The organism is Moorella thermoacetica (genome assembly GCF_001267405.1).
Taxonomy (GTDB): domain Bacteria; phylum Bacillota; class DSM-521; order Neomoorellales; family Neomoorellaceae; genus Neomoorella; species Neomoorella thermoacetica.
Genome location: NZ_CP012369.1, coordinates 825,708 through 841,450, shown reverse-complemented (window position 1 = coordinate 841,450; position 15,743 = coordinate 825,708). Strand labels below are relative to the sequence as shown.

Here is a 15,743-nt window from a genome sequence, read left to right as displayed (position 1 = left end):
TCTTCACCGCCTCAAGGCTGCCGCCATAATTTCCCTGGCTATGGGTGCCGCTGCCACCCCTCCGGCACCGGCGTTTTCCACCACTACGGCCACCACAATGGCCGGGTCCTGGGCTGGCGCCATGGCCACCAGCCAGGCATGGGCCAGGCCACCGGGGTTCTGGGCTGAACCCGTTTTCGCGGCCACCTGGATACCCGGTATTGCCGCCGCCGTAGCTGTTCCCCCCTTTACTGTAGCTACCATAGCGTCCTTAATCGCGTCTACCACCCCGGCTCCAGCCACCACCTGCAGGGGCCGGGGCTGGGCCTGCCAGAGGGTCTGGCCTCCGGGTGAAGTTATCCTGGCTACAAGATAGGGCTGCATTATGATGCCCCTGTTGGCTACAGCAGCCGTTACCAGGGCCATCTGTAGGGGCGTCGCCAGGACCGCACCCTGGCCAATGGAGCTTTCGGCCAAGGCATTGGCATCCAGGTGTTCCGGTACCCGGGATTCTTTCACCGGCAGGTCAAAATCCAGGGGCTTATTAAACCCGTAAAGATCGGCCGTAGCTTTGAATTTATCGGCCCCGGCCTCCAAGGCCAGGGTGGCAAAGGTAACATTACAGGAATACATCATGGCTTCTTGAAAATTGAGGTGACCATGGGCCCGTGGGCAGGTTAGCTTCCACCCCTGGACCTCCAGGTAACCCGGGCAATAAAACTGGCGCTGTAAAACGGCCGGATCAGCCTCCAGGGCCGCCGTGGCCGTAACCAGCTTCATAACTGAACCCGGCGGATAAAGCCCCTGGACGGCCCGGTTTAAGAGGGGGCTGCCGCTGGAGGGGTCATTGATCCGGGGCCATTCTTCTTCGAGGTGGTTGGGGTCAAAGGTAGGGCTGCTGGCCAGAACGAGGACGGCGCCCGTACGGGGGTCCAGGGCTACAACTGCCCCGCGCCTGCCGGCCAGTAAATCGGTAGCCCGGCGTTGCAGGTCGGCGTCCAGGGTCAGGGTAAGATCATTCCCCCGGGCTTGTTTGCCGGCCAGGCGCAACCCCTCGTTGAAAAAACGCTGCCAACCGAGGAGTCCCAGAAGCTCGCCATCGCGGCTGGCCTCCAGGCCACTGCTGCCGAAACGCCCGGATACATAGCCCACCACCGGGGCCGCGGCCCTACCGTAGGGATATTCCCGCCGGAACTGGCCGTCAACTGTAACGGTCCGGGCCAGGATCCTGCCGGCCCGGTCGTAGATAGTGCCCCGCACGGTTTGCTGCTCTACCAGGGCCAGGCGCGGATTTAAAGGATTTAAATAGAGCCTTTCCCCGGCCACGGCCTGGATATAGGTCAGGTACAACACCAGGGCCAGGAAGATGGCCCCGGTAACCATGGCCAGGCGGCGTACTTCGCCCCTCAAGGTTTGCTCACCCGGCCGGCGGCGCTGATATTCAGGAGCAACCCCAGAATCAGGTAGCTGATAACCAGGGAGCTCCCGCCGTAACTTACAAAAGGCAAGGTCACACCCGTCAAGGGCAGGAGTTTACTGACGCCAGCCATAATGATAAAAGCCTGAAAGGTAACCAGAACTGTCAGCCCCCCTGCCAGCAGGATACCCTGCTCTTCCCTGGCGCCAAGGGCGGTCCGGAAACCGCGCAGGGCAAATAAAAGATAAAGAAGGGCGACGCCGATGCTCCCGAAAAGCCCCATTTCTTCCCCCATGGTAACAAAAATAAAATCGGTGGCCACGGCAGGAATCAACTGGGAATGGCCCAGCCCCAGTCCGGTGCCAAAGACGCCTCCGCTTCCCAGGGCAATCAGCGCCTGCACGATCTGGTAACCAGCTCCGGCAGCGTCCGTCCACGGGTTGAGCCAGATGGCGATCCGCACCCGCAGGTAGGGAAAAAGACGGTAAGCCAGCAACGCCCCCAGAGTAAACAGGCCTGCACCCGCTGCCACATAACGGCGTTTACCAGTAGCCAGGTAAAGCATGGCCAGGAAGGTGGCCAGGAGGATCAGTGCTGACCCCAGATCCCGCTGGATAACCAGGAGTAAAACCGCCAGGGCCGTAGCCGCCAGAAGGGGGCCCCAGGTAGGGCGCCCCATTCCCTGGACCAATAATTCCCGCTTATCGCTCAGGTAACCGGCCAGATACATGACCATCAGAACCTTGACCGCTTCAACCGGCTGCATCTGGAAGGATCCCAGGGTCACCCAGCTCTTAGCCCCACCGATGCGCGTCCCGGCCACAACAGTAAAGGCCAGGAAAAAGAGCCCCAAGGACAGGAAGAGGTAGGGGTACTGTTCCAGGCGCTGGTAATCCCGGAAGCCGGTGGTCACGGCCACCAGTACCAGCAAACCCAGGATAGTCCAGATAATCTGGCGGTAGGCCAGGCCGGGGTCCAGGCGGAATAAAAAAGTCAATCCCAGGGTAGTTAATACGGCTGCCAGGGGCAGGAGAAATTCATCACCACCGTGGCGGGTAACCCGTAAAATCAAGTGTACACCCCAGAACCCGCCCAGGAGAAGGGCCAGGGCATAAGCCGGTTGCCAGCCTGGGTGGTGGAGGCCAGAATTCACCATGTAGCCATATCCGGCCATGATTATCAGGGACGGCCAGGCCAGCAGGGCCATCTCCTGCCTCCGTCCGGTACCAGCACCGGTATTAATCATAGAGGCCCAACACCACCGTGATATTATCCGGCCCTCCCCGCTCGAGGGCCAGGTCCAGGAGCTTCCTGGCAGTCGCTGCCAGGGATAAATTTTCCCCCAGGATGCTGGCCAGTTCAGCATCAGGGATGACTTCATACAGCCCATCAGTACATAGGAGGAGCCTGTCCCCGGTTTTTAATTCCAGCTCCCGGCTGTCAATCTCCACCCGGACCTCGGTCCCCAGGGCCCGGGTAAGGATATTACGCCGGGGATGCAGGCGGGCCTCCTCCGCAGTCAGGCCGCCGCGTCGAACCAACTCGCCTACATAAGAATGATCGTCGGTAAGGACCTGTAATTGTCCGTCCCGGAAAAGATAGGCCCGGCTGTCACCGATATGGGTCAGGTAGGCCCTGGACCCCGTTACCCAGACAGCCGTCATAGTAGTACCCATTCCTTCCCTCTCCTGGCTGCTTAAGGAAGACCGGTAAACTACCTCATTAGCAAAGGCAGCGGCTGCCAGGAGCCGGGGCAGGGGCTCCCCCTCCGGCCCGTTAAAGAGTTTATCTGCCAGGGCGCGCAGGGCCAGTTGGCTGGCAACCTCCCCGGCCTGGTGGCCGCCCATGCCATCAGCTACTGCTAATAGCCCCCGCTCAACATCGAGGATAAAGTAATCTTCATTACCGGGCCGCACCAGTCCGGTATGGGAAAGGGCTTCGGCTTGCATCTTCCCACCCCACTTTGAAAGTCACGCCGCCGATACTTATCTTATCGCCGGGCCGTAAACTATGCGGACCGGTTAGCCGCAGGCCGTTAACGTAGGTACCATTGGTACTATCCAGATCCAGGATTTTCCATTCTCTTCCCTGGCGGGTGATTACAGCATGTCTGGCGGAAACGTGGCTGTCATTAATAATAATATCGTTGTGGTTATCGCGGCCAATGCTAATATTTTCGCCGAGGGGGTAGCTTTCTCCTCTTTTTGCTCCCCCATTTTTTGCATCCAGGACCACCAGAACCGGGCGTTTTCGCGAACTTTGTGCCGGGGCCAAGCCCAGTTCCAGGTACATTAGCCGCAGTACATGCCAGACAAAGATATAGATCAAAAGCACAAAGACAAACCTTAACCCGACCAGCAAAACTTCGCCCAAAACAATCACCCGACCCAACTTCAGCTAACCTGTAACTCCAGCACGCTCCGCCCCACCTGCAGGCGGTCTCCGGGCTTCAGGAAGGCCCGCTCTACCCTCCTACCATTAACCATGGTCCCGTTACGGCTGCCCAGGTCCGTTACCAGGACGCGGTCGTGGCTCTCCTCCACCTGGCAGTGCCGCCGGGAGACCTGCTCATCGGTGAGGACAAAATCACAGGCCGGCTGGCGGCCCAGAACCTGTCTGCCCTTCTGGAGAAGAAAAGTACGACCCGCATCCGGTCCTTCCAGTACCGCCAATTTTAAAGCCGGTTCTTCCGGCGGTCCGGGAGCTTCATCAATTGCCCGGTAAATAAGGGTATCGCCTTCCTCCGCCGCCGGCCCGGCAACATTCCCGCTGGCCGTCTCCGGTTCTTCCTCCATTCGCGCTGCCACCCGCATCTCCCCGGGGGTGAGCTCGTCTTCAACCTCAAACTCCACCCTGGGTTTACCAACGAGGGTGTAATTCTGTTCTGCCGCCTTTTTGCTGATATAGTCCTCCAGTTCCCGGGCCAGGGAATGCTCAAAAACCGAGAGCCGCTCAAAATCATAGGGACTCAGGTTCACCAGGTAGACGTTGGGTACATAAACGTTGTGAACGCTGATCGTCCGCCGTGCCACCATGACCTTGGCCAGCTTTTTGGCGATTTCTACCGGTTGCAGGGCCACTTCCCCGCCGCGGCGGAAAAGCCCGTCAAAGAGCCGTTGCCAGAAGTGTTCGTTTTTCTCCAGCAAGTCCATTATAACACCTCCCTGGACGCGAAACGTAACTGGCCACAAGCAGCGGCGATATCCTGTCCCCGGCTATCACGGATGGCTGCCTCCAGCCCCGCCTCCTGCAACAGCGCAACAAAAGCCCTGGCTGCCGCCGGGGGTACCCCTTTGAACCCGCTCCCGGCCACCGGGTTCAGGGGGATTATGTTTACGAAGGCCAGCATATCCCGGAGAAGCCTGCTTAAACCCCGGGCATCCTCCCGACGGTCGTTGACCCCGGCTATCAGGGCATACTCGAAGGTAACCCGCCGCCCGGTTATTTCAGCATAACGGCGGCAGGCCGGGATAAGCTCTTCCAGGGGGTAACGCCTGTTGATGGGCATCAGCTTATCCCGCAGTTCGTTAGTGACCGCATGCAGGGAAACAGCCAGCTCCAGGGGCGGTTTTTCCCTGGCCAGTCGCTCGATGCCGGGAACAATGCCGCAGGTGGACAGGGTAATCCGCCTGTGGCTGATGCCCCATCCCGAAGGATCTTCGAAAATACGTACCCCTTTCATGACGGCCTCATAGTTATTGAGTGGTTCCCCCATACCCATAAAGACGATATTGCTGATCCGGTTCCCCCCTTCCCCCTCCGCCAGTTCCGCCCCCAGGGCCAGGGCCTGGAGGATAATCTCACTGGCGGTCAGGTTACGCTGGAGGCCGCCCTGACCGGTGGCGCAAAAACTGCATCCCATGGCGCAACCCACCTGGCTGGACAGGCAGGCGGTATTCCTGCGGCGGCCGTCTTTGTAAATCATGAGAACACATTCGATGCTATTACCGTCACCCAGGCCCAGGAGCAACTTGCGCGTCAGGCCGTCAGCCGCCACCAGGCGGTTCAGAACCCTTACCGGAGGTAGTTCGGCTACTAACGCCAGACGCTCCCGGAAAGCCCGGGGCAAATCGGACATAACCTCTATTCCTTTCGCCCGACGGGCGTGCAACCAGCGAAAGATCTGCCGGCCACGGTAGGGCGCCTCCCCCAGCCGAACTGCCAGCTCCTCCAATTCTTGGGGCAACAGCCCCCGCAAGTCAATTCTGGTAGTCATGGCCATCTCCTGGCTTTATTATGAATGAAGCTATACCATAATATACCACAATCCCGGCCCGGCGGCAGCAGGGAATGAAAAAAAGGGGAGTTTTTTCTCCCCTTTCCTATGTAACCCTACACCCAGTTATTTATTTACGCAGGGTCTCCGGGACCTCCGGCTGGTGCCAGAGCCATGTACTGGTCGGCAGGACGCTGCCGTTGGCCACCAAGACCGCCAGGGCCACACCCAGGGTGGCAATGATGGCAGTCAGCCTTTTAACCATCATTCTCACCTCCTCTTTTCTATCCCAGGGGCAGGATCCGCTGCAAAAGGGAGTCGGCCCACCCCACAGCGGCAAAACCGGCCGGAGTCAAGGCCAACCCCTGGACGGCCAGGGCCAGAAGGCTGCTGGCCAGAATGCCCCGGGGCCATTCCAGGTAGAAGCCGGCTATAATCACTAGCAACCACCCCGTTAACCATAAATAAGCAGCCTGCTTTAACCGGGCCCGGCGCCGGTGATTGCTAATGGGTGCCGCCGGCGTAGTTACCGGTACCAGCCGCCGGGCAATATCAAGATTAGTGACAAATGCCCCTACTGCCAGGGCCGGCAGGTATCCTCCTGCCACAAGCGCCAGCCCCCGGCCCAGAAGAGCCAGAAGGATCAGAGTCATCAGAGATAAGAGCAAACAGCGGTAGTAGGCACTGGCATGGACGCCTCCCGACAGGAGGCGGTAGCTGGCCATGGTCGCCAGGGCGGCCATCATTTCCGGTACCAGGCCCAGGTACCAGGCTGCTATCACGAAAACTGCTAACTGGAGGACCCCACCCAGGGCCACCTCCAGGCCGAAAGCCACGACCTCTGCTTCCGGCTTCCTGCCCCCGCCCTCCGGCAACCTGGAAACCAGGTAATCGGCGCCCACCCGGGCGAGCTGATGAATGCTTAGCAAGGCTTACCTGCTCCATAAAACTTTGTTAATGCTACCATATTATTCTACATGATCGCGAAAATTCCTGCCGCCATCACAAAATCAACTTGAAAAAATGGGAAATTTTACAGTAAAGACCGTACCCTGGTCGCTACTGTTGACCTCCACCCGGCCATTATTGGCCTTCACCAGCTTCTGGACAATGTAGAGGCCCTGGCCGTGGCTCTCCCGATCGACCTTTTTCGTGGTAAACCCCCGGGCAAAAATCTTTTTCTGCAGTTCCAGGGGAATAACCGGTCCGGTGTTACCCACTTCGAAACAGTGACAGTTGCCTTCATTATAGATCCGCAGCCAGATGCGTTTTTCCCCTCCCGGGGTACCCGCCAGGGTGGCTTCCAGGGCGTTATCGAGGAGGTTGCCAAAGATGCTGGTAGCGTCCGTGGGTGGTAAGAGCAGGCCCTTCAGGTCGCTGTTAATTTCATACTGGAAACTAACCCCCTTCTCCTCGATGGCCGTCGCCTTGGCCTGGAAGAGCCCGGCCAGGGCCGGCTGGCTGACCTCGATGATCCGGGTGGGCTGGCGTACCTCCTTGCAAACGGAGGCGATATACTCCAGGCCGGCCTCGTTCATTCCCAATTGCAGCAGGCCGTAGACCGTTTGCAGGTGGCTGATGAAATCGTGGCGCTGGGCGCGCAGGCTTTTCATGCTCTCCTTCAGGTTGGCGATATAGATTTCCTGACGCATCAGTTGGATGTCCCTGTTGGTGGCCGTGAATAAAATATAAATCATACCCAGGGAAGTCAATAGGAGTAACGATGAGAGTATCAAGATGGCCCTAGGCGTGCCTTCTATGGGGAAAATTGGGAAGGCCTCCTGCTCTTAAGCCCCGAAATTAGATTGGACAATCTTCCAAATTCATGAGACTATAAGGTCAGGAGGTTATTCAAGTGGAACGTCGGAAATTTACCCTAGAGTTCAAGCGCCAGGTCGTCGAACAGGCCATCGCTGCCGGAAATAATTCCGTCGTTGCTCGGAAGTATGATATCCGGCCGAATATTGTCAGCCGATGGGTTCGTCAGTACAAAGCCGGCCAACCCATGCAAGGCAGTAGCCCAAAGGGAAACGCCACCCACGTTACTCAGCAGGAACACGCCCGACTCGTTGCAGAGAACCGTGAGTTAGACAAACAGAATACCCATCTAAAGCAACTTCTGGGCGAAAAAGACCTTGAAATTGCTATATTGCGTGACCTATTAAAAAAAGCCAACCCTCACTTGCAGATAAAGTAGCCATTGCGCACAAGTGGATCACAGCCGGGTACAACGCTACTCTCGTGCTGCGCATAGTGGGGGTTTCTCGATCCACCTATTATTATCAATTAACACATGAACCCAAGCCGCATACCACGACGGGTGGACGTCCGTTTCCTGGTCATTCACTGACTGTGGGCGGCCGCAAGGTCAGTGATGAACAGATTAAGGAATGGATTATGGAGTCTATTTCCGGTGATGGTTACGCCTACGGGTACCGTAAGCTCACTCATATGCTTCGACAAGATCATGAGCTGGTGGTGAACGAGAAAAAGGTATACCGCTTGTGTAAGGAACTGGATATTCTGCGGCCACAACGGAACCTCCGTCGGAAACACCCGCGGAATTTGGCCCAGAACCGCACTATCACAGCGCCAAACCAGCTCTGGGAGGTCGATGTCAAGTACGGATACATTGCAGGAGAAGACCGGTTTTTCTTTGTGCTGTCGTACATTGACGTCTATGACAGGCAGATTGTGGGCTATCATATTGGTCTAACCTGTGAAGCCAGACATGCCGTTGAAACTTTTCGAGCAGCATTGTGGAAACGTCAGATTCTTCAAAGGAATTTACCATTACCCATCATCCGTTCGGATAATGGACCCCAGTTTGTAAGCCATCTGTTTGAATCGGAATGTGAGCGATGGAATGTCCTACACGAGAGAATACCGCCCAAGACACCGAATATGAACGCATATATCGAATCGTACCATCGGCTTCTTGAGGATGAATGCTTGTCGATGGGCGAGTTTGGGACCTACGCGGAGGCATATCAGGCGGTCGTGGAATTCGTTAGCCGTTATAACAACCGCCGATTGCACTCTAGTTTACACTACCTGTCGCCGGCCAAGTTTTACCGTCGTCATATCGAGACAGGATTGCAGCCCAGATATCCCGTGAGGGTGTGACGTAAATTGGTGCGTATCCGGAAGCCTTTGCCCCTTAAAAGCTTGAAGAAAAATTGCAAGAGAGCTTAATGTCGGGTGCATATGTCCAATCTGCGGGGGTTAATCCGCCTGGGCGTAGTAACTAAGATTCAGCAGGCAAATTAAGAAGGTCTGGAGCAGGACCAAAATCAGGATCACCAGAGTAAAATTTCTATTCTTCATCTTCATTGTTCCTTTCGGTCCCGGTTCTCAAGAAGGCTCCTGCTGAAGACGAGGGAAAGGCGCCACCGCCGGCAGAGGTAGGCTGCCGCCCCCAGGATGATTTCATCTGGAATGGGAAAGAGTACCCTGAGCCACGGGTCATGCAGGGCCGTTTCGAAACTAATACCGGTTAAGTATGAAACTGTGGGGATAGATATACCCTCAACAATGCCCACAGCCAATACCCCTAAAAAGGCCGCCATGGTTGCCTCAAAATAATCCACTCGAACAATGAAGTGTAAAAGCAAGATCAAGACAATCAATTGCGCCAGGGTATGAACGCCAAAATCATAAGGCAAACGCCGAAAGAAAAATGAAAAGACACCCCCGCCTATGCCTATCGCCGTAATAAATCTCATGCGTGGGTAGCGTCCAATGAGACCTAAACCCAGCGCCACTTGAATAATCTCTTCCGGTATGGATTGAAAAACCAGAGCCGTCCACGGCATGAAATCCATACTCTACCTTCCCCCAGTTTACCGAATATCCCTGAACCATATTCTGCATAAGGGGACAGAATCCTTTATTTTTCTAGCTTTTTTATCCTGGCGATAAAAAAGCCGTCCGTCCCGTGACGCTGGGGCAAAAACTGGACCCAGCCCTGGCGGGCGGTGACCATCAGGTCCGGTGGCAGGACCGGCAACCAAGGCTCCAGGGAGTCCGGTCTGAATTCCCCCGCCCGTTCCAGAAACTCCCGTACCACCTCCTGGTTTTCTTCCGGCAGCAGGGTGCAGGTACTGTAAACCAGGACACCTCCCGGTTTCAGGGCCTGCCTGGCTCCCATCAGAATGGCCAGTTGTAGCCGGGCCAGCTCCCGGGTGCGGGGGGCTTCTTTCCGCCAGCGGGCGTCGGGCCGCCGCCGCAATACCCCCAGCCCGGAGCAGGGGGCATCAATTAGGAGGTAATCTGCAGCCGCCGGGTAGCGTTCCCCCAGTTCCCGGGCATCTACCAGGACGGTGCGAACGCAGGTAACCCCCAGGCGACGGCAGTTGGCGGCGATCAAATCCAACCTCCCCCGGTGAACATCGCAGGCCAGAATCGTCCCCCGATCGGCCATCAGCTGGGCCAGATGGGTTGTCTTACCGCCCGGTGCGGCGCTGGCATCGATTACCCAGGCACCAGAGTCCGGGTGCAGGGCATGGCTGACCAGCTGGGAACCCTCGTCCTGGACATAAAACAACCCCTCCTGGAAGGAGGGACTGGCCTCTAGCGCTCCCAGCCCCTCGACCACCAGCCCTTCCGGGGCGTAACGGGCCGGCCTGACGGTCGCCCCCTCCGCCTGGAGGCGCGCGGCCAGTACATCTTTTCTCGTCTTCAGGGTGTTGACCCGGGCTATTGTGGGAGGGGGTTCATTATCCGCCCGGCAGAGATATTCGGTCTCCTGGTACCCGAACTCTTCCAGCCAGCGTTCTACCAGCCAGCGAGGGTGATAATAGCGCAGGGCCAGGTAGCCGGCCGGGTCGGTTTTCCAATCGGGATAGGGCAGGGCGTCCTTTTGCCGGTCCAGGTGGCGCAGGACACCGTTGACCAGGCCCGTCGTACCCCGGTGACCGTACTTTTTGGCCAGCTCCACTGTTTCATAAATGGCCGCCCGGGGCGGTATCCGGGGCACATACAGCAACTGGGTGGCTCCCAGGCGCAGAACACAGCGAATCCAGGGCGGCAGTTTCTCCAAGGGTTGCCGTAAAAAAAGGCCCAGAGCCCAATCCAGGGTTCCCCAGGCCTTAATGGCGCTATAAGCCAGTTCAGTAGCCAGGGCCCTCTCGCGGCCATCCAGGCCGGCGGACTTCAACACCTCATCCAGAGCCAGGCCGGCATAGGCCCCTTCCTCAGTTACCCGGTAAATTACCTGCAATGCCGCCTCCCGGGCCGAAACGGCGGGCTTGATTTTACCCAAGCTATTGCCTCCATTTACGCCGGTAGATAATGTTTCTCCGCTTCCCTCTATCCCTGTTGATACAGTCTAGCTACCGTGGGTTACTTCGACCCACCCCTCGCTGCAGGCCTGAACCTGGGGCACCGTCCTGCCGGTCAGGAAAAACTGGACGGCCTGCTCAACCTGGTTTAAATTAACCTGGGTATTGAGGCAGGGCCCATGGGGTCTTAAGTTCAGCACCCCCAGTACCGGCAGGGGTTGGGTATCCTGGATGCCGCTAGTCAGGTCGCGCTCGCAGGCTATAGCCACAACCGCCCGGGGACGGTATTGCTTCACAAAGTGGCGGGCCAGGGTACCTCCTGTGGCCACCGCCAGACGGACACCGTACCTGGCCGCTAGGGCGTGGAGAGCGTCAATGGGGCAGCGCCCGCAACGGCGGCAGTTGTTAACGTCAATGGTGATCTTATGGGGACAGCCGCTCCATTGCAAGCAATGGGGGGCCAGGATCAGGATTTCTCGCGGGGCGACCTGCAGCCTCTGCAGGCGCACGAGCTGGTTATTCATTTCGATGAAAGAAGCCTTGATAGTAGCCGCCTCGACCCCCAGACGTTTCCCCAGGGCCAGGGCCACCGGAAAAAGAATATTCACCGCCATCAACCCCAGGTGCTGGAAAAGGGGACGGCTGCGCCCCTGCCAGAGCATGAGTACCAGGCTGATTATACCCAGGGCAATGAGCAGGAAGAGCACCGCCAGGGTAAAAAAGCCCAGGGCCAGGAGGACCCGGTTAAAAAGGCTGCTATGGTTAATCAGTAAATACCAGCTGCCTGCCAGGACCGCCGTTATAAACATGAGGCTCAAAGCCAGGAGGCCGATGAAGAGGCGTTTTTTTATACGCATCCCAGAATCTCCCCGGGTACCATGGGGTACCCTTGCAGGTAGGCGGAGGCCGGCATGATCTTCTTCCCCGGCGGCTGCACGGAGGTGACCAGTAGCCGACCGGTCCCGGCCTGGACCACGAACCCTTCCCGGCCGACCTCCACGACCCGCCCCGCCCTGCCGATGGCAGACGGGTCAGTTAGCCGGGCGCCGTATATCTTTAGCCGTTCCCCGGACCGCAGGGTATAAGCCCCCGGCCAGGGGTTCAGGCCCCGGATTTGGTTATAGATAACCTGCGCCGGCTGCTCCCAGTGAATTACTTCTTCCTCCGGTTTAAGCGGCGGTGCGTAGGTGGCCAGGGCCTCGTCCTGGGGTAGGCGCGGCGCCCGGCTGGCTGCTATCAATTCCAGGGTATGTACCAGGAGTCCGGCCCCCACCTCAGCCAGACGGTCATGGATCTCCCCCGTCGTGGCCTCCGGTGGGATGGGCAGCTTCTCCTGGAGGATGATGTCGCCGGCGTCCAGTTGCGGTGCCATCCACATGGTGGTCACCCCGGTTTCAACTTCCCCGTTCATCACGGCCCGGTGGATGGGAGCCGCTCCCCGGTAGCGCGGTAACAAGGAGGCGTGCAGGTTAACGCATCCCCGCGCCGGCAGGTCCAGGATCTCCCGCGAGAGAATGCGGCCGAAGGCCACTACCACGATTAACTCCGGCTGCAATAGCCGCAAGTCCTCCAAAAACTCCCTGTCCTTCATGTCAGATGGCTGGCGCACCGGCAGCCCGGCGGCCAGGGCCGTACTCTTTACGGGTGGCGGCAGGAGTTTCTTGCCCCGCCCCCGAGGCCGATCGGGCTGGGTGATTACGGCAGCAAATTCATGGCCAGCTGCCACCAGAGCCTGCAGGGAGGGAACGGCAAAATCGGGGGTTCCCATGAACACTAACCGCATCTCTACCGCTCCCCCGGCTGGTTCTCGAGCCAGCGTACGACTTTATCAATAAACAGGATCCCATCCAGGTGGTCTATTTCATGCTGCAGTGCCCTGGCGTACAGGCCCTCCGCCCGGATCTCCCGCACCCGGCCGTGGCGATCCAGGCCCCGGACGGTGACTACCGCTGCCCGCGGCACCTCCCCCTGGGCACCGGGGATGCTCAAACACCCCTCCGCGCCGACTTCTTCTCCGCTGGCGGCAATTACCTCCGGGTTGATAAGCTCGGTCAGTCCTTCCCCGACATCAACGACTATCACCCTTTTCAGGACGCCGATCTGGGGTGCGGCCAGCCCCACCCCCGGGGCATCGTACATGGTATCAGCCAGGTTATCCAGTAGTTTCCAAACATTGGAGGTTATTTTCCTTACCGGTTGGGACTTCTCCCGCAGGAGAGGGTCCCCCAGGGTTAAGATCTTATGAATTGCCAAGAAACGTGCCTCCTAACGCTACCAGGGATTGACGGGCCCCACGTCGACGATCATCCGGATATCGTGACGGGGCCGGTAATTTGCCAGGCAACCGGCCAGCCGGGCCTTATTCCGGGACCAGGCGGGGACCTTCAACACCAGTTGCCAGCGGTAGTTATCCTGGACCCGCACGGGAAAGCCGGGGGCGGGACCAAGCACTTCAATCTGTGCGCCGGCTCCTTTGATGGACCCGGCCAGGTCATGGGCGGCTTCGATTACCCCGGCCTCGTCACGCCCGCTAAAGCCTACCCGTACCAGCTTCACAAAGGGAGGATAACCCCCCGCCCGGCGGCCGGCTATCTCCTGCTCGTAGAACCTCCGGTAGTCCTGGGCCGCTGCCAGGGTAATGGCCGGGTCGGCGGGGTTATAGGTCTGGATAATAACCTTCCCGGCCGATTTTCGTCCGGCCCGCCCGGCCACCTGGGTTAAAAGCTGGAAAGTACGCTCCCGGGCCCGGAAATCCGGCTGGTACAGGGATAAATCAGCATTGACGACCCCCACCAGGGTCACCCCGGGAAAATCCATACCCCGAGCTATAGTCTGGGTACCGACGAGGATATCGGCGTGGCCTCCGGCAAAGGTCCGGTAGATCTCCTCCCACCGGCCCTTTCTAGCAGTAGTATCTCCATCGGCGCGGATAATTCGCGTCCCGGGCCACAGGGCCCGGGCTTCAGCCTCCACCCTCTGGGTGCCGGCCCCCAAGCGTACCAGGGAGCCGCCGCATGCGGGACAGTTGGCCCTAGCCGGTTCACCGCGGCCGCAGTAATGGCAGCGTAAGGTTCCATCCTGGTGGTAGGTCAGGGCTACGTCGCAATGCCGGCACAAGGGTACGTAGCCGCAACGGCGGCAGAGGACATGGGGGGCATAGCCGCGCCGGTTCAAGAAAAGAATTGCCTGCCTGCCCGCCGCCAGGGCGGCAGCTACTTCCTGTCGGAGCCGACGGCTCAAGTAACCCTGGTGGCCGGCCCGGAACTCCTCCCGCAGGTCGACGATCTCCACCGCCGGCAGGCTTAAGTTTTCCACCCGGCGGGGCAACTGTAACAGGTTTATCGCGCCCCGGCGGGCCAGGTAAAAGGTTTCTGTGCTCGGGGTGGCGCTGCCCAGGACGACCACCGCCCCCTCCAGATGGCCCCGTTTGATAGCCACCTCCCGGGCATCGTAGCGGGGAGCCGCGTCCTGCTTGTAGCTGCCGGCGTGTTCCTCGTCGACGATAATCAGGCCCAGATCCGGCAGGGGTGCGAAGAGGGCCGACCGGCTGCCGGCGATAACCCGGATCTCCCCCCGGCGCGCCCGTTCCCAGATGGCCGCCCTTTCGCCCGGGGAAAGATTCCCGTGGATGACGGCCACCCCATCCCCCACGGCCTGTCTCAGCCTGGCCACCACCTGGGGTATCAGGGAATGCTCCGGCACCAGGAAAAGGGCCCGCCGCCCCCGGGCCAGGGCCGCCCTGGTCGCCCGCAGGTAGACCTCGGTTTTGCCGCTCCCGGTGACCCCATATAGTAAAAAGGTGCCCCCCTGGGACAGAGCGCCTTCTATTGCCCTGAGGGCTTCCTCCTGGTCCCTGTTAAGCTGCAGGGGAGCAACCCCACCGCCGGCACCCCCATGGTTACCGTACTCCTCGCTCCCTCCCTCAAAACGCGAAGGAGGCATCCCCTCCGCACCGGCTGGCGGCCCGAGGGTTAGCTCGATTAACCCCATCTCCTCCAGGCGCCGCAGGGCGGTATAACCGTTCCCTGCCGCCAGGTCCGCGGCCGGCCGGGGGCCCCCTTCCAGGAGAGCTCTAAGAATCCTCGCCTGGCGCGGCGCCCGCCGCTCCATACCTGCCAGGGCCGCCGCCGCCCCGGGACGCGGCACCGCCCAGTAGGGCCGGCGCACGCCGGGTGCCTGCCGCCAGTTCCACTCTTCCCGGATCAGACCGTGGGTCGCCAGGATCTTCAGGGCTCCTGCCAATTCCCGCCCCCGGGCAAAGGGCCGCAACTGGCTTTCCCCGGCCACGGCCACTTCGGCCAGGTAGGCAGCTACTGCCCGGGCGGGCGATGGCAGGTACCCGGCCAGGTTGAGGGCCGCCGCCGTTTCCTCCCCCGACGTCGGCACCCAGCGCCAGCGGCGCTCCAGACGCCGGCCCGTTGCCGGCGGTAACATTGCGCTCAAAGCAACGGCCAGGGGACAAAAGTACCGCTCCGCCATGTAACGGCCGAGTTCCACTAAATGTGGGGGCAGAAAATCGGCCTCCAGGACGTCCCTGATATCCTTCAGGCTGGAATGCCCCGTACCGCCCTGCAGGTCTACCACCAGGCCGGTGGCCATCTGCTTGCCAACCGTCACCAGAACCAGGGAACCCACCCGGACCCCGGCAGCCATCTCCGGCGGCACCCGGTAGGTCAGGGTCTTATCTATAGCACCAGGGGCCGAGTTGACTGCCACCTCTACTAGCAAATCCGCCAACTCGACCCCCTCCTGGTTTCCTAATCCACCAGTATTATACCAGATACGGCCCTTTAAGGGAACTCCAGATCATTTATCCGGGAATGCTCTTCAAACCACGCGACTCCATGGA

The 15,743-nt window shown here is 59.4% G+C and carries 17 protein-coding genes; 2 read left to right on the top strand and 15 right to left on the bottom strand.

Translation table 11 applies throughout. The annotated features are described in order from the left end of the window. Window positions 1-3: 3 nt before the first annotated feature. From MOTHE_RS04190 to MOTHE_RS04155, 9 genes are all read right to left on the bottom strand, one after another. Entirely contained in the window at window positions 4-1,389 is a 1,386-nt protein-coding gene (locus MOTHE_RS04190; RefSeq protein WP_011392428.1) for a peptidoglycan D,D-transpeptidase FtsI family protein, read from the bottom strand. Continuing rightward, window positions 1,386-2,642, bottom strand: a complete 1,257-nt coding sequence (locus MOTHE_RS04185) for an FtsW/RodA/SpoVE family cell cycle protein (RefSeq protein WP_053094706.1) — start codon at window positions 2,640-2,642, stop codon at window positions 1,386-1,388. Before MOTHE_RS04185 ends, MOTHE_RS04190 begins: the two co-directional genes overlap by 4 nt. Next, window positions 2,635-3,345, bottom strand: coding sequence for a Stp1/IreP family PP2C-type Ser/Thr phosphatase (locus tag MOTHE_RS04180; RefSeq protein WP_011392426.1), 711 nt, complete (start codon window positions 3,343-3,345; stop codon window positions 2,635-2,637). The genes MOTHE_RS04185 and MOTHE_RS04180 overlap by 8 nt, the downstream gene beginning before the upstream one ends. Further along, window positions 3,299-3,730 carry an FHA domain-containing protein gene (locus tag MOTHE_RS04175; protein ID WP_162490043.1) on the bottom strand — a complete coding sequence of 144 codons (432 nt, stop codon included), beginning with the start codon at window positions 3,728-3,730 and terminating at the stop codon, window positions 3,299-3,301. Before MOTHE_RS04175 ends, MOTHE_RS04180 begins: the two co-directional genes overlap by 47 nt. Before the next feature lie 59 nt (window positions 3,731-3,789). Then, window positions 3,790-4,548 carry an FHA domain-containing protein gene (locus MOTHE_RS04170; protein ID WP_011392424.1) on the bottom strand — a complete coding sequence of 253 codons (759 nt, stop codon included), beginning with the start codon at window positions 4,546-4,548 and terminating at the stop codon, window positions 3,790-3,792. Next, on the bottom strand, window positions 4,548-5,612 hold the full coding sequence (rlmN, locus tag MOTHE_RS04165; protein WP_011392423.1) for a dual-specificity RNA methyltransferase RlmN: 1,065 nt from the start codon (window positions 5,610-5,612) through the stop codon (window positions 4,548-4,550). Before rlmN ends, MOTHE_RS04170 begins: the two co-directional genes overlap by 1 nt. Window positions 5,613-5,742: 130 nt before the next feature. Next, window positions 5,743-5,880: a cyclic lactone autoinducer peptide gene (locus MOTHE_RS12750; RefSeq protein WP_080996770.1), complete on the bottom strand. Its 138-nt coding sequence runs from the start codon at window positions 5,878-5,880 to the stop codon at window positions 5,743-5,745. A gap of 16 nt (window positions 5,881-5,896) precedes the next feature. Further along, window positions 5,897-6,541: an accessory gene regulator ArgB-like protein gene (locus MOTHE_RS04160; protein WP_011392422.1), complete on the bottom strand. Its 645-nt coding sequence runs from the start codon at window positions 6,539-6,541 to the stop codon at window positions 5,897-5,899. An 81-nt stretch (window positions 6,542-6,622) separates the two neighbouring features. Further along, on the bottom strand, window positions 6,623-7,324 hold the full coding sequence (locus tag MOTHE_RS04155; RefSeq protein ID WP_053094705.1) for a sensor histidine kinase: 702 nt from the start codon (window positions 7,322-7,324) through the stop codon (window positions 6,623-6,625). A 143-nt stretch (window positions 7,325-7,467) separates the two neighbouring features. On the opposite strand from MOTHE_RS04155, the gene MOTHE_RS04150 reads away from it, so the two are divergent. Then, entirely contained in the window at window positions 7,468-7,809 is a 342-nt protein-coding gene (locus MOTHE_RS04150) for a transposase (RefSeq protein ID WP_011391837.1), read from the top strand. Further along, entirely contained in the window at window positions 7,773-8,738 is a 966-nt protein-coding gene (locus MOTHE_RS04145; protein WP_139560386.1) for an IS3 family transposase, read from the top strand. The genes MOTHE_RS04150 and MOTHE_RS04145 overlap by 37 nt, the downstream gene beginning before the upstream one ends. Window positions 8,739-8,941: 203 nt before the next feature. Here MOTHE_RS04145 and MOTHE_RS04140 read toward each other — a convergent pair whose 3' ends face one another. The 6 genes from MOTHE_RS04140 to priA all read right to left on the bottom strand — a co-directional run bounded on the left by MOTHE_RS04140 (window position 8,942) and on the right by priA (window position 15,631). After that, window positions 8,942-9,436, bottom strand: coding sequence for a hypothetical protein (locus MOTHE_RS04140; RefSeq protein ID WP_011392420.1), 495 nt, complete (start codon window positions 9,434-9,436; stop codon window positions 8,942-8,944). Window positions 9,437-9,501: 65 nt separating this feature from the next. Next, the gene (rsmB, locus tag MOTHE_RS04135; protein WP_011392419.1) at window positions 9,502-10,875 is read right to left on the bottom strand and encodes a 16S rRNA (cytosine(967)-C(5))-methyltransferase RsmB; all 1,374 of its coding nucleotides are present in this window, start codon (window positions 10,873-10,875) and stop codon (window positions 9,502-9,504) included. 66 nt (window positions 10,876-10,941) lie between these two features. After that, on the bottom strand, window positions 10,942-11,751 hold the full coding sequence (locus MOTHE_RS04130) for a DUF116 domain-containing protein (protein WP_011392418.1): 810 nt from the start codon (window positions 11,749-11,751) through the stop codon (window positions 10,942-10,944). After that, on the bottom strand, window positions 11,742-12,677 hold the full coding sequence (gene fmt, locus MOTHE_RS04125; protein WP_011392417.1) for a methionyl-tRNA formyltransferase: 936 nt from the start codon (window positions 12,675-12,677) through the stop codon (window positions 11,742-11,744). The genes MOTHE_RS04130 and fmt overlap by 10 nt, the downstream gene beginning before the upstream one ends. Before the next feature lie 2 nt (window positions 12,678-12,679). After that, entirely contained in the window at window positions 12,680-13,147 is a 468-nt protein-coding gene (def, locus tag MOTHE_RS04120) for a peptide deformylase (protein ID WP_011392416.1), read from the bottom strand. A gap of 18 nt (window positions 13,148-13,165) precedes the next feature. Next, on the bottom strand, window positions 13,166-15,631 hold the full coding sequence (gene priA, locus MOTHE_RS04115) for a replication restart helicase PriA (RefSeq protein WP_011392415.1): 2,466 nt from the start codon (window positions 15,629-15,631) through the stop codon (window positions 13,166-13,168). Between the last annotated feature and the right edge of the window lie 112 nt (window positions 15,632-15,743).